The following is an 18066-nucleotide window of genomic DNA, read 5'->3' as shown; positions in this document are numbered from 1 at the left end:
TTTACGTCACCAGCGCCCGCAGCAGCCCCGGCACCGAGAACAGGCTGTCGGGATAAGCCGTCTCGGCGAAGATCGCCTCCAACTGGCGCCGGACGAAGCGGCCCTCCCGCGCCCGGCGGGCGAGCAGGTTCATGAGGCCAGGCCAGGCGAGGAGCCGCTCCCCGGCCCGGTAGCCCGCGAAGCGGCGCAGGAACCGGCTGCGGGCCGCCTGCCCGTAGCGGGCCAGGAGCTGCTCCGGCGGCTCCCCCCGCCGCAAGGCGTCGAGTACGCACTCGGCGGCCAGCATGCCGCTCTCCAGGGCCTTGCCGATGCCCTCTCCGGAGAGGGGATAGGTGAGCCCCGCCGCCTCCCCGGCGAGGAGCAGTCCGGGCCGTCCCAGCCGGGACCCGTCGAATCCGCAGGCGAGGGGTGCGCCCCGCAGGGGCTCGATCCGGGTGGCGGCTTTCACCAGGACCCGGGCCGGTGGAAAAGTTTCCAGGAAGCGGCGCCACAGCAAGCGCAGGTTGCCCGCCTCGCTGGCTCCGCGGGCGAACAGGCCGACGCCCAGGTTGTAGCGGCCCGCTGGCCCTGGGAAGATCCAGCCGTAGCCCCCCGGGATGGTTCGCTGGAAGGCAAGGCACAGGAAGGGCATGGGAGGCAGGCCCGGCGCGTGCACGTACGCCCGCACCGCCACGGCGCCAGGGCACGGGCGAGGGCCCTCCAGGCCGAAGAGGGCCAGGGACTTGCGCTCGGCGCCGGTGGCGAGGAGCGTGACCCGGGCGCCGATGTCCAGGGGACGGGCGTCCCCCCGTCGGCGGAACCGGGCCCCGGCGACCCCCCCACGGCCCTCCAGGGGTGCGAGGGCCTTCACCCGAGGCAGAAAGCGGGCGCCCGCCGCCACCGCGGCGCGGCGCAGGGCATCGTCCAGGAGCCGCCGCGGCAGGCAGGCGGCTTCCCCGGGAAACTCCACGTAGCTTTCGTCGGGGGCGTGGATGCGCACCGCGCCGACCGGCGCCGCCTGGGCGAGTACCTGGAGCCGCACGCCCAGGGCGTCCAGGGCCTGGAGCGCGTCAGGGATGAGGGCGTCGCCGCAGGCTTTGTCCCGCGGGAAGGCCTGCTGATCCGCGAGGATCACGTCCACGCCGGCCCGGGCGAGGGAGAGGGCCGCGGCACTTCCCGCGGGTCCTGCCCCGATCACCAGTACGTCGGCATCCATCCGGCGCTCCTCCCTGGGGATGTTCTCGCTGAAGTATAGCCCGGGCCCGCACCGGGTCCTCCCGAGCTTCCCGTGAATCCGGGCTAGAATGGGACATGAACAAAACGTCCCGAGAATCCTTTCGACCAGCCCCACGGTGTCCCGCTGAGAAACCGTCGTCCGCGGCGCGGATCAAAGTTAGGCGCACTCGAAGGAAGACCCATGATGAGATCCCTCTTAGCCCTGACGGCGGCCGCGGTGCTCGCCGCCGGTTGCGCCACCAACCCGGTCACCGGGCGCAGCCAGTTGATGCTCGTGTCGGAGAGCCAGGCCATCGTTGCCTCCCGGCAGGCCTACGTGCAGATGCTGGCGCCCCTGGAGAAGCAGGGGAAGGTGAACGAGGATCCCGCCCTCAAGGCGCGCATCGACCGCATCGCCGAGCGCCTGGTGGCCCAGGCCGTCAAGTACCGGCCCGAGACCGGGCAGTGGGACTGGGAGATCAAAGTGATCCATGACCCCAAGACGGTGAACGCCTGGGCCATGGCCGGCGGCAAGATGGCCATCTACACCGGTCTCATCGAGAAGCTGAACGCCAGCGACGACGAGCTCGCCCAGGTGCTGGCCCACGAGATCGCCCATGCCCTGTCGGCCCACACCGCGGAGAAGATGTCCGTGGCCCTGGCGAGCGACCTGGTGGTGACCGGGGTCGCCGTCGCTTCCGACCGGCCCCAGATCGCCGCCACGGGAGCGGCCCTGGCCGCCGCCCTGGCGGTGCAGATGCCCAACAGCCGCACCATGGAGGCGGAAGCAGACCGCATTGGCATCGAGCTGGCGGCCAAGGCGGGCTACGATCCCCGCGCCGCCGTGACCCTGTGGGACAAGATGGCCAGGCTGGGCGACAGCCGGCCGCCGGAATTCCTGAGCACCCACCCGTCGCCGGAAAACCGGAAAAAAATGCTGGAAGCCCTCGTGCCTCGGATGATGGCCTACTACCAGGCGTCCGGACCCCGACCCACCCACCCGGTGAAATGAGCCCGCCGGGGGCGAGCTTCGGTGGGGATTACACCGGCATGGCCGGCCTATCGATGTGCGATGCAAAAGGAGGAGAGCATGGGTGTGATTGCCGAGTTCAAGGAGTTCGCCGTCAAGGGCAACGTGGTGGACCTGGCCGTGGGCGTAGTGATCGGCACCGCTTTCGGCAAGATCGTGGACTCCCTGGTGCGGGACGTGATCATGCCGCCGGTGGGGCTGCTCCTCGGCCGGGTGGATTTCTCGAATCTTTTCGTCCTGCTCAAGGAGGGGACGACGCCGGGCCCTTACCTCACCGTAGAGGCGGCGGCCAAGGCCGGCGCCGTCACCCTCAACATCGGCTTGTTCCTCAACGCCATCGTGAGTTTTTTGATCATCGCCTGGGCGGTCTTCCTGGTGGTGAAGGCGATCAACCGGCTCAAGCGGGAGAAGGAGGCGCCACCGCCACCAGCCCCGGCGCCGTCCCAGGAGGCGGCCTTGCTCGCCGAGATCCGGGATCTATTGAAAGCGCGCGCGTAGGCGGCCTGACCCACGGAGATTTTTCATGGACGCGCCCCTGACGCATGAATGGGTAGACCTTCCGAGCGGCTTCGAGGTGGAGCTGGAGCACGGCATCCCCGTGCGGGTGGGCAATGCCGGCGTTCTGGAGCTGCCAGCCGATCCCGCGGCCCTCGAGGAGGAGATCGCCCGGGAGACCGGGCTGCGGGTGAAGGTCGGCCGCTGGGAGCCCGTGGAAGGGGAGCTGGAGGCCCGGCTTACCGTTTCCCGGGACGACCTGGCGGAAGTCCTGCAGCGGCTGGCGCGGGCATCGGCCTCGGTCTTCGTCGACCGTTTTGTCAAGGCCTACGACGAGACCGACACCGACTACGGCCGGGCGGCCTTCGCCCAGGACTTTTCCCTGGCCCTCGGCTACTGCGGCCTGCAGTGGAGCGACGTCGACCAGGAACCGTTCTACCAGGACTACCTGGAGACCTTCAAGGCGGAAACGGAGCGTCTGGCTCGGCACCCGGACGAGGCGTCCAGCAGCGCATGAGCCCGAGGGAGCGACGCATGGCCAGGCTTCCCCTGGTGAACGAGCAGACCCATCCCGAGCTCGCCCCGTTGATCGAGCGCATCCGGGAGGAGCGCGGGGGGCGGCTCCTCAACCTCTACGCCACGCTGCTCCACAGCCCGCCAGTGGCGGAAGGCTGGCTCAAGCTCTTGACTGCGGTGCGGCAGCACACTCGGCTCGACCCAGCCCTCCGGGAACTCGCGATCCTGCGGGTGGCGCTGATCAATGAGGCGCAATACGAGTATCGGACCCACGTGCCCTTCGCCCTGCAGGCGGGCCTCACCCCGGAGCAGCTCGAGGCCTTGCCGGCGTGGGGGGAAAGCCCCCTGTTCGACCAGCGGGCGCGGGACGTGCTCGCCTACGTGGATGCCATGACCCGGGACGTCCACGTGCCCGATGCCCTGTTCGAACCCTTGCGGCGCTGGTTCGATCCGCGGCAACTGGTGGAACTGACGGTCACGGTGGCCGCGTACAACATGGTATCCCGGTTCCTGGAGGCGCTGCAGGTGGAGGCCGACCGATAGGCGGCCTGCACAGCGGGGAGAAGGCCTCCAGCGGCGCGTAGACGATCTTCTACCCCGCCTATCGCCTTTCCGGGCTGAAGGAAGAAAAAGCAGCCCCCCTCTCCTGCCGGGGAGAGGGGCGAGCGCCGGCAGGGGGCTCTTCTCGACGCTGGGGAAGAAAAGCGGACGCTTACTTCTTTCTCTTGCCGGCGACGGCGTCCTTGAACGCCTGGCCCGCGGAGAAAGCGGGCACCGTCCGCGCCGGGATCTTGATGGTTTCTCCTGTGGCGGGGTTCTTGCCGTTGCGCGCCTTGCGCTTGCGGGGGGCGAAGGTGCCGAATCCGACCAGGGTGACCCGGTTGCCCCTGGCCACGTTGGATACCACGGCGCTCATGGCGGCGTTGATGGCTTCGGCGGCCGCCGTCTTGCTGATGCCCGCGGCCTTCGCGGCGACCTCCACCAGGTCGGCTTTGCTGATGACTTTACCCATCGCTTGACTCCTCTGCGTTCGTTATGATCGTTTCGGGTTCGTTCGGATTGCCCAGCACGAGCCGCCATCCGCTGCGTGCGCGGCAATGATAAGGGCAGTCCGGTACCCCGCGCAACGCCGCCCGGCGGGGCGCGCCGGTCCGCAGCCGGCCTGGGGCCCGCTGCCGTTTCGGCGTAAAATGCGCCGCCGGCTCCGTTCGGCCGTGGGGCTTGGCGGGCGCGGAAGCGAACCACACCTGAGGGTCAACGTGCACATCCACATCCTGGGAATCTGCGGCACCTTCATGGGGGGCGTCGCGCTGCTGGCGCGGGAAGCCGGCCACCGGGTGACCGGCTGCGACGCCCACGTCTATCCCCCCATGAGCGAGCAGCTCGCCGCCCAGGGCATCGAGCTGATCGAGGGCTACGGCGCCGAGCAGGTCGGGCTCGAGCCCGACGTCTTCGTGGTGGGCAACGTGGTGTCCCGGGGCAATCCCCTGGTGGAGGAGGTGCTGAACCGAGGCCTCCCCTACACCTCCGGCCCCCAGTGGCTCGCGGAGACGGTGCTCCCGGGCCGCTGGGTGCTCGCCTGCGCCGGCACCCACGGCAAGACTACCACCGCCTCCATGCTGGCCTGGATCCTGGAGCACGCAGGGCTCGAACCCGGATTCCTGATCGGCGGTGTGCCGCGCAACTTCGGTGTCTCCGCCCGGCTCGCCCCCGGCTCACCCTTCTTCGTGATCGAGGCGGACGAGTACGACACCGCGTTCTTCGACAAGCGCTCCAAGTTCGTGCACTACCGGCCGCGCACCGCGGCGCTCAACAACCTGGAGTTCGACCACGCCGACATCTTTCCCGATCTCGCCGCCATCGAGACCCAGTTCCACCACCTGGTACGCACCGTTCCCGGCAACGGCCTCATCGTGGCGAACGGAGGCGACGAAGCCCTCGCGCGGGTGCTGGCGCGGGGCTGCTGGACGCCGGTGGAGCGCTTCGGCGTCCCCGGCGGCTGGGAAGCGCGGCCTACGGAGGCCGGGTTCCAGGTGCTCCACGCCGGTCGCGTGGAAGGGGAGGTACGCTGGCCACTCCTAGGTGCCCACAACCAACTGAACGCCCTGGCGGCCATCGCCGCGGCGCGCCACGCCGGGGTGCCGGTCCCGGCGGCGGCCCAGGCCCTCGGGCGCTTCGAGAACGTGCGGCGGCGCCTGGAGGTGCGGGGCACCGTGGACGGCATCACGGTCTACGACGACTTCGCCCACCATCCCACGGCCATCCGCTCGACCCTGGAGGCCTTGCGCCCGGCGGTGAAAGGGGGGCGCATCCTAGCGGTACTGGAGCCCCGCTCCAACACCATGAAGCTGGGGGTATGGAAGGACGCCCTCGCCCCGAGCCTGGCCTGGGCCGACCGGGTGTTCTGCTATACCGAGGGCCTTGGCTGGGACGCCCAGGGGGCTCTCGCGCCCCTGGGCGCCAAGGCGTCCGCCTTTGGCGATCTCGCCCAACTGGTGGAGGCGATCGCCGCCGAGGCCCGCCCGGGGGACCACGTGCTCATCATGAGCAACGGCGCCTTCGGCGGAATCCACGAGAAGCTGCTCGCCCGGCTTGCCGAGCGAGGGGAGGAGCAGGGGGCAAGCTCAGCGGGCGCCCGCGCCTGAGGCGGCCCCAGGCGCTTCCTGGGCCGGCCGGGGCTGCCCCTCGAGCCGCTCCCTTTCCTCGCGGAAGGTCCGCTCCCGCAGGGCCCGCTGGGCTTCCCGCGCCGCTTCGCTCTCCGAAGGAGGGGGCGGAGCCGCCAGGGCCCGCTCCTGGGACTGGCGCAGCCGTTGCAACTCAAGCCGGCGGCGCTGGGCATCGGGGCTGCCCGCCCCTTCCCCCTCCGGGCTGGCGGCTCCCTCCTGCAGGCGCTGGCGCAATTCCTGTTGCTGCCATTGCCGCTCAAGCAGCTCCCGCTGGATCGCCTGCCGGGCGGGATCGGCAGCGCCCGCCGGACCGATCGATGAAAGCAGTGCGAGGGCGCCGAGGGCGAGCGCTGACATCAATCTCCGGCGCCCGGCGGCGGAAAAGCGAACAGGCCCCGCTTCAGCGAAGCGTCCGGGGATGACTCGCCGCACGGCGTCTATGAACCTCCGGTAAAGAAGGTTCCTCGCTCCCCGGGGAGAGGGCTTGGCAAGAGGGCCGAAGGTCGTCAAGCATTTTCAGGACGATCGCTGATGCCGCCGGTGGTGAATGGTCTGCGGATCAGAATCCCGCCACGCCTCCGTTGGAGCGGGGGTCGGCGGCCCCTTCCATTATGCCGTTGGCATGAAACACGAGGGCCCCAGCGTGGCCCACCGCCTCGTCGAAGCTGCGCAGCCGCTCCACCGCGTGGCCGCGGCGGGCGAGCTCGTCGAACACCTGCGCCGGAAAGCGCCGCTCCAGCTTGAGGGTGTCCGAGGGGTTGCCCCAGGTGCGTCCCAGGAGCCAGCGGGGCATGGACACCACTTGCTGCAGCTCGTAGCCCATCGCCGCGTAGCGGGTGAACACCGCCGCCTGGGTCTGGGGCTGGCCGTCCCCGCCCATGGTGCCGTACACCATCACGCGGCCATCGTTCAAGAGAGCGAGGGCGGGGTTCAAGGTGTGGAAAGGCTTGCGCCCCGGCTCCAAGGCGTTCAGCGCCTGCGGGTCCAGGGAGAAGCTGCAGCCCCGGTTCTGCCAGTGGATGCCTGTGCCGGGCAGCACGACGCCACTGCCGAACTCGTGGTAGATGCTCTGGATGAAGGAGACCGCCCGGCCCTCGCCGTCGATCGCGCCCAGCCACACCGTGTCCCCGGGCGCGGTGGCCTGTCCCCATGGGGCCGCTCGCTTGAGGTCCACCTCCGCCGCCAGGGAGTCCAGGGCGCCCGGCTCCAGTAGGGACTGGGGGTCCACCTTCATGTAGGCGGGATCGGTCACGTAGCGGTCCCGGATGCGGAACGCCAGCTTGGTCGCCTCCACCGCCCGGTGCACGTAATCCGCCGACAGGGGATCGAGCCCGGCGATGGCGAGCCGATCCAGGATGCCCAGGATCATCAGGGAAACCACGCCCTGGGTCGGCGGGGCCATGTTGTGCACGGTGCCGAGGGAGTGCTTGAGGGAGAGCGCCGGCTTCATGACCGCCCGGTGCCGCGCCAGGTCCTCGAAGGTGAGGGGGCTGCCAACTGCCTCCAGCTCGGCCGCCACCGCCCGGGCCAGCTCCCCTTCGTAGAAGTCCCGGGGTCCGGCCCGGGCGATCCGCTCCAACGTGGCGGCGAGGGCCGGCTGCAGGTAGCGGCTGCCCGCGGCCGGCGGTGCGCCGTCCACCAGGAAGCGCTCGGCGAAGCCCGGCTGATCCTTGAGCTCCTCCAGCTTGGCGGCGGTCGCCGCCGCCTGGCTGGCGGTGACCGGCACCCCCTCCCGGGCGTAGTGGATCGCGTCCTCCAGCAGCCGGGCGAAAGGCAAGCGCCCGCCCCATTCGTTGCGCGACACCTGGTAGGCCAGGTCCCAGCCGGACAGGGTGCCGGCCACCGTGTTAGCGGCGAGGGGTCCGCGCACGGGGATCGCGGCGAGCCCTCGCTCCTGGTAGAACGTGCGGCTCGCGTGGTTTCCCGCAGCGCCGCAGGCGTCGATGGAGCTTACACCCGCCTCCGGCGCGTAGAACAGCCAGAACGAATCGCCGCCGATGCCGTTCATGTGGGGATAGACCACGGCGATGGTAGCCGCCCCGGCGATCATGGCCTCCAGGGCGTTGCCGCCTTCCCGCAGCACGGCGAGCGCCGACTGGGCGGCGAGGGAGTGGGGCGCGACGGCGATGCCGCGGGTGGCGAGGGTGCTGTGGATCATGAGGTTTTCTGAGGGCGCGAAAGCATTATCGGCAAGTATAGCGTCTAGGGGCTTGCGATTCAGGGCGGCGTACTCGGGGGAGTTCCTTTGTTGTCCACAACTTCTTTGGATAACCCTGTGGACAACTCTGCGGCCGCAGTCCGGAGCGCCTTGTGACAGCGACGCTTCCGTTACCGCTGCTCAATTCATGAGCGACGCAGAGTCCCAGGGAAAGCGGCGGATGGATTTCCATCGGAAACGTGGCTTCCCGCCGGGCGACTCTGCCGTCGATGCGACCGAGACGACGGGAGACAAGGGCCGCCACCGGGGAGGGTCGTCGGGCGCAGCGCCCCCGGCGCCCCGGCGGGTTCACTTCAACCATCCGATGGACCTCGGCAGCCACGTGGCGATGTCGGGAAAGAGCATGAGCAGTCCCAGCCCCACGATCTGCACCCCGATGAAGGGGATCACCCCCTTGTAGATTTCCATCGTCTTCACTTCCGGCGGCGCCACGCCCTTCAAGAAGAAAAGGGCCCAGCCGAAGGGCGGCGTCAGAAATGAAGTCTGCAGGTTCATGCAGATCAGCATCGCCAGCCACACCATGTCCACGCCGGCCTGCTGGAAGAACGGCAGCAGGAGCGGCAGCACGATGTAGGAGATCTCGATCCATTCCAGGAAAAATCCCAGGATGAACAGCAGCACCATGAGGAAGAGGATGGTGCCCCACACGCCGCCCGGCACCAGCGCCATGAACTCGGCGATCAGGTCCTCGCCTGAAAGTCCCCGGAAGGCGAGGCTGAACACTTGGGCTGCCATGATGATGAACAGGATCATGGCGGTGGTTTTAAGGGTCTCCCGCATGGTCTCTTGCAGCACCCGCAGGGAAAGCTTGCGGGCGAGGGCAGCGATCAGGAGGGCGCCGAAGGCGCCCATGGAGGCGGCCTCGGTGGGTGCGGCCACGCCCCCGATGATGGAGCCGAGCACCGCGAATACGAGCGCCAGCGGCGGCAGCACGCCCCGGAAGACTTCCACCAGGAGCTGGCCGCGGGAAAGGGAGTCGAGCTCCTCGTGGGACAGGGGCGGCGCTAGCCGGGGCTTCATCTGTCCTAGGATCAGAAGGTACAGCACGTAAAGGCCGGCCAGCATCAGGCCCGGCATGAGCGCCGCGGCGAAAAGCGTGCCCACCGATTCCTGCATCAGGTCCGCCAGCAGGATCAGGATCAGGCTCGGAGGAATGATTTGGCCCAGGGTTCCCGAGGCGCAGATGGCTCCGCACGCGAGTCCGTGGTGATAGCCCCGCTTGAGCAGGGTGGGAAGGGCGATGAGCCCCAGGGTTACCACCGTGGCCCCCACGATCCCCGTGGCCGCGCCCATCATGACCCCTACCAGGATGATGGCGATGCCCATGCCGCCCGGCAGCCGCCCGGCCAGGTGGCCCATCACGTCCAGCATGTCCTCGGCGATGCGAGACTTTTCCAAGAGCACTCCCATGAACACGAACAGGGGCACCGCGAGGAGCGTGTAGTTGGTGGCCACGCCGTAAATGCGCGCCGGGAGGAGGTTGAACAGGGTGGTGCCGAAGCCGAGGAAGCCGAAGACGAAACCGGCGGCGGCGATGGCGTAGGCGACCCGCACGCCAGCGAGCAGCAGGACGACGAAGGAGACGATCAGCAGGATCGCGAGGATTTCGTTCATCGGCATGGGTCAGCCCTTTCGACGATCGCGCCACAGGATCGCCGCCTGCTTGAGGGCGATCGCCAGGCTCTGCAGCCCGAGCAGCAAAAAGCCGGACGTGACGAAGGACTTGAGAATCCAGCGGTGGGTGAGCCCGCCCGGGTCCGGCGAGATCTCGCCGATGGCGTAGGACTGCTGCACGAAGGGGATCGACAGGTAGGCCACGTAGAAGGAGATCGGCGTCATGATGAAGAGGGCGCTCAGGAATTCGATCCAGTCCCGGGTGCGCTGGCTGTAGCCGTGATAGAGGATGTCCACCCGCACGTGGGCGTCCTCCTTCTGGGTGTAGGCGATGCCCCACAGGGCGATCACGGCGAGAATGTGCCACTCCAGCTCCTGGGCCCACACCGCCCCCAAACTGAAGGCATAGCGCAGCAGCACTTCGGTGGCGATGAGGAGCACCAGGATCAGGGTGAGCCAGGACGTCGCGCGGCCCACCCAGTCGATGAAGGCGTCGATGCCGTTGCCAAGCCGCTCCAGCGCGTTCACGGCGCCATCCCTCCTTTCTTCGGACGGATCGTTCGGGACCTGGAAAACGCGCCGGGCCCTGGACGGGCCCGGCGCAGCGGGCGCTTCTCTAGATATCGCGCACCTGGGTGGCGAAGTGGGTCTCGCTCACCTTGGCCCAGAAGTCGTGCTTCTTCTTGAAGGCGAAGTAGTGGTCGTGGACCTTCTTCACCAGAGGGTCCTTGGCGGCGGCGCTGGAGAGGGTGTCCGCGGTCGCCTCTTTCAGTTTCTTGACCACGTCGGGCGGCAGGGTGGAGACCTTTACGCCGTGCTTCTGCACCAGCTCGTCCAGCGCCTCGGCGTTCTTGGTCTCGAGCCACAGCAGCCCCTCCAGGTCCATCGCCTTGGCGGCGTAGACCACGATCTCCTTGAGGTCGGCCGGGAGCGAGTCCCAGGCCTTCTTGTTGATAACGATCTCGGTGGTGGTGGAGGGCTCGTGCCAGCCCGTGGTGTAGTAGTACTTGGCCGCGTTCTGCAGTCCCAGCTTCATGTCCAGGAACGGCCCCACCCACTCGGCGGCGTCGATCACGCCCCGCTCGAGGGCCGGGAAGATCTCGCCGCCCGGCAGCAGCTTCACGTCCACGCCCAGCGCCGCGTAAACCTTGCCGGCGAGCCCCGGGATGCGCATCTTCAAGCCCTTGAAGTCGGCGACCGAGTTGACCGGCTTCTTGAACCAGCCGGTCATCTGCACGCCGGTGCAGCCCGCCGGCAGCGGCACCAGCCCGAAGGGCTTGTAGACTTCTTCCCAGAGCTGATTGCCGCCGCCCTCCCACAGCCAGGCGTGCTGGCCCAGGTAGCTCATGCCGAAGGGCACGGTGCCGAAGTACTGGGAAGCGAAGGTCTTCCCGGCCCAGTAGTAGGCGACGCCGTGGTTCATCTCCACCGTGCCGGCGGCGCAGGCGTCGAAGCCTTCGAACGCGGGGAGCAACTCCCCGGCGGCGAACACCTTGATCTTCAGCCGCCCGTTGGACATGGCCTCCACTTTCTTGGCGAAGGCCTCGGCGCTGCCCGGGCCGGACTGGTAGAAGGGCGAGCCCGCCGGCCAGGTGGTGGTCATCTTCCAGTTGAAGGTCTTGGCGGCCTGGGCTTTTGCGATCATGGGAAAGCCCAGGGTGCCCGCGGCGGCACTGGCGACGGCCGTCTTCTTGAGAAATCCGCGTCGATTCATGATGCGTTATCCTCCGTGGTCAGATGCCCGGAACGGGCAGGGTGGTGGAAGAAGCGGACCGTGGAACACCCGATCCCGGGGGTAAGGTTCGCAGGTTTCGTGCCACGGGATCGGCAAACGAAAATCCAGGCGGTCGCTCGAGGTATTATTCGTGCAGCGCAGAGGGATAACGCGCCGACGCCGCTGGGTTGCCCGGCGTGCCATCGCACCGCGCTGCACCATTTTTGACCGCTCGCACCGGATGAGTGCAAGCGGTTGCTTAGTTTATAACACGAAAACGGATCCCGAATGCCGGCAATCTGCTATATCCACGGCTTCAACAGCTCCCCGGCCTCGTCCAAGGCGCGGCTGCTCCGGGAGCGGCTAGCCCAGTTGGGAAAGGAGGCAAGCTTTCGCGCTCCCGCGCTACCCCACCGGCCCGCGGCGGCGATCCAGGTGCTGGAGCGGGAGATCGGGGAGCTGGATGCTCCGGTCACCCTAGTGGGCAGCTCCCTCGGGGGTTACTACGCCACCTGGCTCGCCGAGCGCCACGGGCTCAAGGCGGTGTTGGTGAACCCGGCGGTGGACGCGCCCCGGGACCTGGCCCAGTGTCTGGGGACGCAGCAGAACTTCCACACCGGGGAGCGCTACGAGTTCACCCGCGCCCATCTCGAGGAACTCTCCGCCCTGGACGTGCTGGCCATCACCCGCCCCGAGCGCTATCTGCTCCTTGTCGCCACCGGCGATGAAGTGCTCGACTACCGCCGGGCGATGGAAAAGTACGCTCGCGCCCGTCAGATCGTGGTGGAGGGGAGCGACCACGGCTTTTCCGACTTCGCCGATTACCTGGACGAGGTGCTCGCCTTCGCTGAGCTGCTCTGAAAGCCCTCGGGGTTCGGTGCGAGTCTCTCTCTGGTGCACCGTTTCGAGCCTCTTTCAGCGGCCGTGAGGCTGCCCTCTCGGCCTTCCTGTGGGACGCCTCTCGAAGCATGGCGCGCGTTGCTGCGCGCTACGCACCCGACTGGGTTGTGAGACAAGTTATGAGCGCAAAGGAACCCGGCGCTTCAACCCTGCGGCGCGCTTGACGCGGCCAGCTCTTCTGTATAACGTATGTTATAATTCCGTCAGGGGACCCGTCATGAAACTCAAGATCACCACCGTCGGCAATTCCGCCGGCGTGATCCTCCCCAAGGAGCTCCTTGCCCGGCTGCGCCTGGAGAAGGGCGACGCGCTCTACGCCATCGAGCTGCCGGACGGCATCAAGCTCACCCCCTTCGACCCCAAGCTCGCCGAGCAGATGGAGGTGGCCGAGCGGATCATGCGCAAGCGCCGCGCCCTGCTGAAAAAGCTGGCGGAGAGCTGAGCGTGATCGTGTGGCTCGAAAAAGCGCTGGTGCTTGCCATCCACGACCGTCAGCTCGCCGAGCACGGGGGCAGCGGCGGCGTGCGGGACGAGACGCTTCTGGAGTCCGCCCTCGCCCGGCCCCGGCAGCTCTACGCCTACGGCAACCCGGCCCCCGATCTGGCGGACCTCGCCGCGAGCCTCGCCTATGGACTTGCGCGCAACCATCCCTTCGTGGACGGCAACAAGCGCACGGCTGCTGTCGCTTGCGAAACCTTCCTGGAGCTCAATGGCGCCACGCTCGAAGCCGACGACCTGGAGCTCTTCCCCGTTTACCTCGCCTTGGCCGATGGCAGGCTCAGCGAAAAGGACTTCGCCGCGTGGCTGCGCGCCCATCTGCGCTTGACCCCGCGCGGGGAAGTGCACGAGCCGCGAGCGAGACACAAATCAAGGACACCGGCCGCCCGCCCCCAGCGAAAGCCCGTCCGCGTGGCGCGCTGAGGCAGCGCTGAACCGGGACCGCAATGGAGACAGGTCTGGAATGATCGCTACAGCGATCAGGGCTTCCTGCGGGATTTGGCCTCCCGCAATCCGGGTGATCGCCTTGCAAAAGGGTTGACGATGGTCAGCCCGTCGATGTTCTGGCCGTCCTGCAAATCCTCGCTGTAAAGCCGCTTGCAGCCAGCCTCCAAAGCGGCGGCAACGATGAGGCTATCGTAAAAACCGAAGCGGTAGCGTGCATGAAGGTCGAGCGCGGCGTGATAGAGCCTGAGGCTCGGCTGCACCTGGTACAAGGGTGCCAGCACTGCCTGTAGGTAGCGGCGCGCGTCGTCGGGAGCCAGCTTCACCCTCGCTTTGCGCAGGACGATGTTGAGCAATTCCTGGACGACTTGATAGCTGATGCACGCCGAACCCTGCGCGATGCCCTCGGCAATCAGCCGCTCGGCGATGTCAGCCTTGCGGGCATCCGAGCGCTCGAGTTGATACACGAACACATTCGTGTCGAGAAACGACTCAACGCTCATTCATTTCATCCCGGCTGAGTTTGCGTCCCACGCGCAGCTTGCCGGAAAGCTCGCGCATCACGGCCAGCGCCTCGGCCGCCTGCTGCTCGCGGCGCACGTAGTCCTCGAGCCAGCGGCGGAACTTTTCGTTCAGGGTCGTATTCTCGGCCTGCGCCCGTGCTCGGGCGGCTTCGATAAGCTTTTCATCAGCACTCAGGGTGATGTTCTTCATGGCGATTCTATGTATATAAGTGTGCACGATAATAGTGTACACGAATAAATGAAAAATGAGCGCTCCAATGGGTTCTCCGTGGGCTTGAGGACCAGGGGACTCAAAAGTGGCTCTATACAGGCCACTGAAAATGCGAGGGTTAGTAACTCAGGAATGATGAGTTGCCGCACGCACAACGATGTGTCCGCTTGCTGCACCCCGCTCACCCAGGGGCGCGGGAGAAGGACCTGCGGCTCGCTCAGAGGGTGAGTCGATTGACTCAACGAACTGAGTCAAATGGGGCGGCGAAGGCGTTGTGAACCCAAAGCCCGGCGAAGTGGCGATCCGTGGTCACCGTGCCGGCTGATTGCGGGGCCTCGGGGCGGCAAACTCGCCAGCGCTTTGCTTGATCCGTTCCCGATGGGTCATGGGCATCATTGATTCACTTGCAGCGTCTTTCATACCGCAGCCGCTTCCCCGGCGAGCATCCACTGATAGGCCGTCTGGCAAGCGATATCCGGCGGTGGCGCTGGTGGCAGGCGGTCTCGCGTGGGCGTGAGTAGCCATCGCCGCGCTTTTCTTCGCCGCCGTCCCGCTTCCCGAAGGGCACGGATTTCCCGCTCCGCCGTCTCAGGGTCGCTCTCGTCCGCGCACACCTGGATCAAGTGCTCGATGCCATCGGGTGCGCGGGCTAGGAAATCCACCTCATACCCTTCTGGCGTGCGCACGTATGTGACTTCGCACCGGCGCCGCTCCAGTTCAATGAGCACCGCTGTCTCCAGTGCGTGACCCAGATTGGCTCGCCCGCTGCGATCGAACAGGGGGATGAGCCCAGCGTCTACCGGATAGATCTTGCGCAGGTTGACCATGCGCTGGCGCTCCGAGTCCGCTTCCATCCACACCGTGCGCACCAGAAAGCAGTCCTCCAGATAAGCGAGCAAGTGGTGGAGGGTGTCGCGCGAAACGGCGATTCCTTGGCTCTTGAGGGTACGGTGGAATTTCTCAACGCTGAAAGCGCCTGCGGCATTGGCCAGCAGATGCCGTACGAGCCAGCGAAGCCCCGCGATGTTGGTGACACCGTGACGCTCGACCACATCGCGCAGAATGGCCACGTCCACGTAATCGCGTAGGAGTTGCCGGCGCGTGACGGCATCGAGCCCTTGCGCCTCCGGAAAACCGCCGGTCTCGAGCCATTGCAGAAAGGCGTGCTCCAGGCGATTGCGTTCTGCGCTGGTGACGAGCGCGGGGTCGGCAGGAACTGGCTCTCCCTGGTGCGCGAGCGCCTCGGGAAAGCTGAATGGAAAAAGGATCACCGACCAGGCGCGGCCCCGGAGCGCCGTCCCGATCTCCCGCGAGAGGAGCGTGGCCGAGGAGCCGGCCACGATCGCCTCGGCGCTCTTGCTATCCAATAGCCGCCTCACGAAGCGCTCCCAGCCAGGGACGACCTGGATCTCGTCGAAGCACCAGAGCACCGTGCGGAGCCGGGCAGTGTCGGGCACGCGGCGCCCGTACTCCTCCAAGAGCAAGCCGAGTTGGTTCCCTTCGAGGCCCGCCAGCCGTTCATCCTCGAAGTTCACGTAGGGCAGCAGTGCGCGCGCGGTGCCCGCCGCCAGTCGCTCGCGCCGGAGCTGATGCACAAAGGTCGTCTTACCCGCCCGCCGCACCCCTAGGACGGCGGTCACCTTTTCAGGCATGCGCACCGCGCCGTGAACGCGGCGCGGAGTACTTTCGGGCAGCGGACCCTCTATGGAGGCTGCCAACGCGTCGGCCAGTGCAGCCCGGGCGATTCCGAGGGACAAGCTCACGATATATTCTCCTTATAGGAAGGAGAAATTAGCATTTTTTATCCTTTTGGAAGGAGAATTCAGACCGAGCGGGGCACGCGGGGAAAGAAAGTCGGTTTAGCGCGGACCCATGGCCGGCCTCATGGACGAAAGGTTGATATCCAACAGGCGTCGGGGTTGACCTCCCTTCGGGCAAATGCGCCTGCGCCACGCGCTCCTTCAGGCCGCCTCGAGCCAAAGCGCCGAGAACGCCTCGGCCTGCTCGAGCACCGTCTGCGTGGCCTTCTCCTGCTTGTCCGGCGGGTAGCCGTGCTTGCGCAGGATGCGTTTGACCAGCACGCGCAGCTGTGCGCGGACATTCTCGCGCAGCGTCCAATCAATCGTCACGTTCTGTCGCACCGTCTCGACCAACTCGCGCGCGATGGTACGGAGCGTCTCGTCGCCCAGGACTTTGACCGCGCTGTCGTTGGTCTCCAGCGCGTCGTAGAAGGCCAGTTCGTCCTCGGTCAGGCCGAGCTTCTCGCCGCGCGCGTTCGCTTCGCGCATCTCCTTTGCGAGGCCGATCAGCTCCTCGATCACCTGCGCCGCCTCGATGGCGCGGTTCTGGTACTTGCGGATCGTCTGCTCCAGCATCTCGGCGAAGGAACGGGCCTGCACGACGTTCTTGCGCCGGCGGGTCGCGAGCTCGCCCCTGAGCAGCTTCTGCAGCAACTCGACTGCGAGGTTTCGCTGCGGCATACCGCGCACCTCGGCCAGGAACTCGTCCGACAGGATGGAGATGTCGGGCTTCTTGAGCCCGGCCGCCGCGAAGATGTCCACGACGCCTTCGGGGGCCACCGCGCGGGAGATGATCTGGCGCACGGCATGATCGAGCTCCTCCTCGGGCCGCGCATCGCCGGGTGCGCGCTTGGCCAACACGGCCTGCACGGCCTGGAAGAACGCCACGTCGTCCCGGATGCGCAGGGCTTCCTCGTGCGGCACCGCCAAGGCAAAGGCTTTAGAAAGGTCGCGCACCGCCTGAAGAAATCGCTCCTTGCCGTTCTCCTGCGCGAGGATGTGCTCCTGGGCAGCCGGAAGCAGCGATAGCCGCGTCGCTGGCGTGCCGGCTTTCCACGGCGCCCAGTCGAAGCCGCCTGCCTGCCGCGCCCCGCCCGAGCGAATTAGTCGTTTGATGCGTTTTCGGCCGAACCCGGTTTTCCACTCGGCTTCCATGCGCACGGCCTCATCTCGCGAGGATGCCAACTCGTAATGCGCGATTCTCAGAGGCCGATGTCGTTTGGTCCATCCTGAGGCCGTTCCGACCTGATGCTCTCGCCAACGACGGAGTAGGTCATCGGTTTGACCGATGTAAAGACTGCCGCCTTCGCACTCTATAGCGTAAACGTAGAATGGGCTGGGCGGCGGCGCAGGCAGGTGGAACAGCCCGCAGCAGACCTCGTACTTCTCCAGCATCAGGGCCACGGCCTCGTCCTGGTCGAGTGCCGTGCGCCCCGTGCCGCCGCTCTCGGTGTAGGTGGCGAGCGCCGCCTTGAGTTCGTGTGTCAGGCCCAGGTAGTCCACCACGTGCCCACCGGGTTTGTCGCGGAACACGCGGTTGACGCGCGCAATCGCCTGCATCAGGCCGTGGCCGCGCATGGGCTTGTCGAGGTACATGGTGTGGAGAGAGGGCGCGTCGAAGCCGGTGAGCCACATGTCGCGGACGATGGCGAGCTTGAAGGGGTCGTTCGGGTCACGGAACCGGTTGGCCAGCGCCTCGCGCCGGGGCTTGTTGCGGATGTGGCCCTGCCAGTCGGGAGGATCGGAGGCGGAGCCGGTCATCACCACCTTGATCGCGCCGCGGGCGTCGTCCTCGTCGTGCCACGCGGGCCGGAGTTTCACCAGCTCCCGGTAGAGCCCCACGCAGATGCGGCGGCTCATGCAGACGATCATCGCCTTGCCGTCCATCGCCTCCAGCCGCTTCTCGAAGTGCTCGACGATGTCGCGCGCCACCAGTTCGAGCCGCTTCTCGGCGCCGACCACCGCCTCGAGCTGCGCCCACTTGGTCTTGAGCTTCTCCTTGCGCTCGACCTCCTCGCCCTCGGTCGCCTCTTCGAAGTCCGGGTCGATCTTCGGCCGCTCGGCTTCGTCGAGCGCGAGCTTCGCGAGTCGGCTTTCGTAGTAGATCGGCACCGTCGCGCCGTCCCGCACCGCGCGCTGGATGTCGTAGACGCTGATGTAGTCGCCGAACACGGCGTGCGAGTTGGCGTCCTGCAGTTCGATCGGCGTGCCGGTGAAGCCGATGAACGCCAGCATCCGGATGT

Annotated in this window: 18 protein-coding genes and 3 pseudogenes; 8 read left to right on the top strand and 13 right to left on the bottom strand. The window is 67.2% G+C overall.

What is annotated here, in order from left to right; genetic code table 11:
- Position 1 precedes the first annotated feature (1 nt).
- Entirely contained in the window at positions 2 to 1195 is a 1194-nt protein-coding gene (locus ACUVYZ_RS15155; RefSeq protein WP_439933154.1) for an NAD(P)/FAD-dependent oxidoreductase, read from the bottom strand.
- Between the two features lie 201 nt (positions 1196 to 1396).
- On the opposite strand from ACUVYZ_RS15155, the gene ACUVYZ_RS15150 reads away from it, so the two are divergent.
- The 4 genes from ACUVYZ_RS15150 to ACUVYZ_RS15135 all read left to right on the top strand — a co-directional run bounded on the left by ACUVYZ_RS15150 (position 1397) and on the right by ACUVYZ_RS15135 (position 3778).
- Positions 1397 to 2206, top strand: a complete 810-nt coding sequence (locus ACUVYZ_RS15150; protein WP_439933155.1) for a M48 family metallopeptidase — start codon at positions 1397 to 1399, stop codon at positions 2204 to 2206.
- 78 nt (positions 2207 to 2284) lie between these two features.
- The gene (mscL, locus tag ACUVYZ_RS15145; RefSeq protein WP_439933156.1) at positions 2285 to 2722 is read left to right on the top strand and encodes a large conductance mechanosensitive channel protein MscL; all 438 of its coding nucleotides are present in this window, start codon (positions 2285 to 2287) and stop codon (positions 2720 to 2722) included.
- Between the two features lie 25 nt (positions 2723 to 2747).
- The gene (locus ACUVYZ_RS15140) at positions 2748 to 3236 is read left to right on the top strand and encodes a hypothetical protein (protein ID WP_439933157.1); all 489 of its coding nucleotides are present in this window, start codon (positions 2748 to 2750) and stop codon (positions 3234 to 3236) included.
- Between the two features lie 17 nt (positions 3237 to 3253).
- Positions 3254 to 3778 (top strand): carboxymuconolactone decarboxylase family protein, encoded by a 525-nt coding sequence (locus ACUVYZ_RS15135; protein WP_439933158.1) that lies wholly within the window; start codon positions 3254 to 3256, stop codon positions 3776 to 3778.
- A 169-nt stretch (positions 3779 to 3947) separates the two neighbouring features.
- Here the strand turns inward: ACUVYZ_RS15135 and ACUVYZ_RS15130 are convergent, their stop codons facing one another.
- On the bottom strand, positions 3948 to 4247 hold the full coding sequence (locus tag ACUVYZ_RS15130; protein WP_439933159.1) for an HU family DNA-binding protein: 300 nt from the start codon (positions 4245 to 4247) through the stop codon (positions 3948 to 3950).
- Between the two features lie 178 nt (positions 4248 to 4425).
- Here ACUVYZ_RS15130 and mpl point away from each other — a divergent pair, with 178 nt between their 5' ends.
- Positions 4426 to 5880, top strand: a complete 1455-nt coding sequence (gene mpl / locus ACUVYZ_RS15125; protein WP_439933160.1) for a UDP-N-acetylmuramate:L-alanyl-gamma-D-glutamyl-meso-diaminopimelate ligase — start codon at positions 4426 to 4428, stop codon at positions 5878 to 5880.
- On the opposite strand, the gene ACUVYZ_RS15120 is transcribed toward mpl, so the two are convergent.
- From ACUVYZ_RS15120 to ACUVYZ_RS15100, 5 genes are all read right to left on the bottom strand, one after another.
- Entirely contained in the window at positions 5860 to 6258 is a 399-nt protein-coding gene (locus tag ACUVYZ_RS15120; RefSeq protein WP_439933161.1) for a hypothetical protein, read from the bottom strand. The two genes, mpl and ACUVYZ_RS15120, sit on opposite strands and share 21 nt — an antisense overlap.
- A gap of 202 nt (positions 6259 to 6460) precedes the next feature.
- Positions 6461 to 8059 carry a gamma-glutamyltransferase family protein gene (locus ACUVYZ_RS15115; protein WP_439933162.1) on the bottom strand — a complete coding sequence of 533 codons (1599 nt, stop codon included), beginning with the start codon at positions 8057 to 8059 and terminating at the stop codon, positions 6461 to 6463.
- A 348-nt stretch (positions 8060 to 8407) separates the two neighbouring features.
- Positions 8408 to 9739, bottom strand: a complete 1332-nt coding sequence (locus ACUVYZ_RS15110; protein ID WP_439933163.1) for a TRAP transporter large permease — start codon at positions 9737 to 9739, stop codon at positions 8408 to 8410.
- A gap of 3 nt (positions 9740 to 9742) precedes the next feature.
- On the bottom strand, positions 9743 to 10261 hold the full coding sequence (locus tag ACUVYZ_RS15105) for a TRAP transporter small permease subunit (protein ID WP_439933164.1): 519 nt from the start codon (positions 10259 to 10261) through the stop codon (positions 9743 to 9745).
- Between the two features lie 88 nt (positions 10262 to 10349).
- Positions 10350 to 11447, bottom strand: a complete 1098-nt coding sequence (locus ACUVYZ_RS15100) for a TRAP transporter substrate-binding protein (RefSeq protein ID WP_439933165.1) — start codon at positions 11445 to 11447, stop codon at positions 10350 to 10352.
- 288 nt (positions 11448 to 11735) lie between these two features.
- Here ACUVYZ_RS15100 and ACUVYZ_RS15095 point away from each other — a divergent pair, with 288 nt between their 5' ends.
- From ACUVYZ_RS15095 to ACUVYZ_RS15085, 3 genes are all read left to right on the top strand, one after another.
- Entirely contained in the window at positions 11736 to 12308 is a 573-nt protein-coding gene (locus ACUVYZ_RS15095; protein WP_439933166.1) for a YqiA/YcfP family alpha/beta fold hydrolase, read from the top strand.
- Positions 12309 to 12564: 256 nt separating this feature from the next.
- Positions 12565 to 12789 (top strand): AbrB/MazE/SpoVT family DNA-binding domain-containing protein, encoded by a 225-nt coding sequence (locus ACUVYZ_RS15090; protein WP_147798984.1) that lies wholly within the window; start codon positions 12565 to 12567, stop codon positions 12787 to 12789.
- Between the two features lie 2 nt (positions 12790 to 12791).
- Positions 12792 to 13268: a type II toxin-antitoxin system death-on-curing family toxin gene (locus tag ACUVYZ_RS15085; RefSeq protein WP_439933167.1), complete on the top strand. Its 477-nt coding sequence runs from the start codon at positions 12792 to 12794 to the stop codon at positions 13266 to 13268.
- 56 nt (positions 13269 to 13324) lie between these two features.
- On the opposite strand, the gene ACUVYZ_RS15080 is transcribed toward ACUVYZ_RS15085, so the two are convergent.
- The 6 genes and pseudogenes from ACUVYZ_RS15080 to ACUVYZ_RS15055 all read right to left on the bottom strand — a co-directional run.
- Entirely contained in the window at positions 13325 to 13792 is a 468-nt protein-coding gene (locus tag ACUVYZ_RS15080) for a PIN domain-containing protein (protein ID WP_147798982.1), read from the bottom strand.
- The gene (locus tag ACUVYZ_RS15075) at positions 13782 to 14003 is read right to left on the bottom strand and encodes a hypothetical protein (protein WP_147798981.1); all 222 of its coding nucleotides are present in this window, start codon (positions 14001 to 14003) and stop codon (positions 13782 to 13784) included. The genes ACUVYZ_RS15080 and ACUVYZ_RS15075 overlap by 11 nt, the downstream gene beginning before the upstream one ends.
- 437 nt (positions 14004 to 14440) lie before the next feature.
- Positions 14441 to 15787 carry an ATP-binding protein gene (locus ACUVYZ_RS15070; RefSeq protein WP_439933168.1) on the bottom strand — a complete coding sequence of 449 codons (1347 nt, stop codon included), beginning with the start codon at positions 15785 to 15787 and terminating at the stop codon, positions 14441 to 14443.
- Positions 15788 to 15985: 198 nt separating this feature from the next.
- Positions 15986 to 16897: pseudogene (locus ACUVYZ_RS15065) on the bottom strand (DUF3387 domain-containing protein); the annotation flags it as partial.
- Between the two features lie 60 nt (positions 16898 to 16957).
- Positions 16958 to 17143, bottom strand: a pseudogene (locus ACUVYZ_RS15060) (GIY-YIG nuclease family protein); the annotation flags it as partial.
- Between the two features lie 36 nt (positions 17144 to 17179).
- Positions 17180 to 18052 (bottom strand): annotated as a pseudogene (locus ACUVYZ_RS15055) (type I restriction enzyme subunit R domain-containing protein); the annotation flags it as partial.
- Positions 18053 to 18066: the final 14 nt, after the last annotated feature.

The organism is Pelomicrobium sp. P1, from assembly GCF_052805615.1.
This window is presented reverse-complemented; position numbering and strand designations above follow the sequence as displayed.

Bases quoted from the DNA above. Each gene is read 5' to 3' on its own strand.
- ACUVYZ_RS15100 (WP_439933165.1), bottom strand. From the start codon at position 11,447: ATGAATCGACGCGGATTTCTCAAGAAGACGGCCGTCGCCAGTGCCGCC.
- mscL (WP_439933156.1), top strand. From the start codon at position 2,285: ATGGGTGTGATTGCCGAGTTCAAGGAGTTCGCCGTCAAGGGCAACGTG.
- ACUVYZ_RS15090 (WP_147798984.1), top strand. From the start codon at position 12,565: ATGAAACTCAAGATCACCACCGTCGGCAATTCCGCCGGCGTGATCCTC.
- ACUVYZ_RS15080 (WP_147798982.1), bottom strand. From the start codon at position 13,792: ATGAGCGTTGAGTCGTTTCTCGACACGAATGTGTTCGTGTATCAACTC.
- ACUVYZ_RS15155 (WP_439933154.1), bottom strand. From the start codon at position 1,195: ATGGATGCCGACGTACTGGTGATCGGGGCAGGACCCGCGGGAAGTGCC.
- ACUVYZ_RS15110 (WP_439933163.1), bottom strand. From the start codon at position 9,739: ATGCCGATGAACGAAATCCTCGCGATCCTGCTGATCGTCTCCTTCGTC.
- ACUVYZ_RS15095 (WP_439933166.1), top strand. From the start codon at position 11,736: ATGCCGGCAATCTGCTATATCCACGGCTTCAACAGCTCCCCGGCCTCG.
- ACUVYZ_RS15140 (WP_439933157.1), top strand. From the start codon at position 2,748: ATGGACGCGCCCCTGACGCATGAATGGGTAGACCTTCCGAGCGGCTTC.
- mpl (WP_439933160.1), top strand. From the start codon at position 4,426: ATGCGCCGCCGGCTCCGTTCGGCCGTGGGGCTTGGCGGGCGCGGAAGC.
- ACUVYZ_RS15150 (WP_439933155.1), top strand. From the start codon at position 1,397: ATGATGAGATCCCTCTTAGCCCTGACGGCGGCCGCGGTGCTCGCCGCC.
- ACUVYZ_RS15135 (WP_439933158.1), top strand. From the start codon at position 3,254: ATGGCCAGGCTTCCCCTGGTGAACGAGCAGACCCATCCCGAGCTCGCC.
- ACUVYZ_RS15075 (WP_147798981.1), bottom strand. From the start codon at position 14,003: ATGAAGAACATCACCCTGAGTGCTGATGAAAAGCTTATCGAAGCCGCC.
- ACUVYZ_RS15120 (WP_439933161.1), bottom strand. From the start codon at position 6,258: ATGTCAGCGCTCGCCCTCGGCGCCCTCGCACTGCTTTCATCGATCGGT.
- ACUVYZ_RS15115 (WP_439933162.1), bottom strand. From the start codon at position 8,059: ATGATCCACAGCACCCTCGCCACCCGCGGCATCGCCGTCGCGCCCCAC.
- ACUVYZ_RS15130 (WP_439933159.1), bottom strand. From the start codon at position 4,247: ATGGGTAAAGTCATCAGCAAAGCCGACCTGGTGGAGGTCGCCGCGAAG.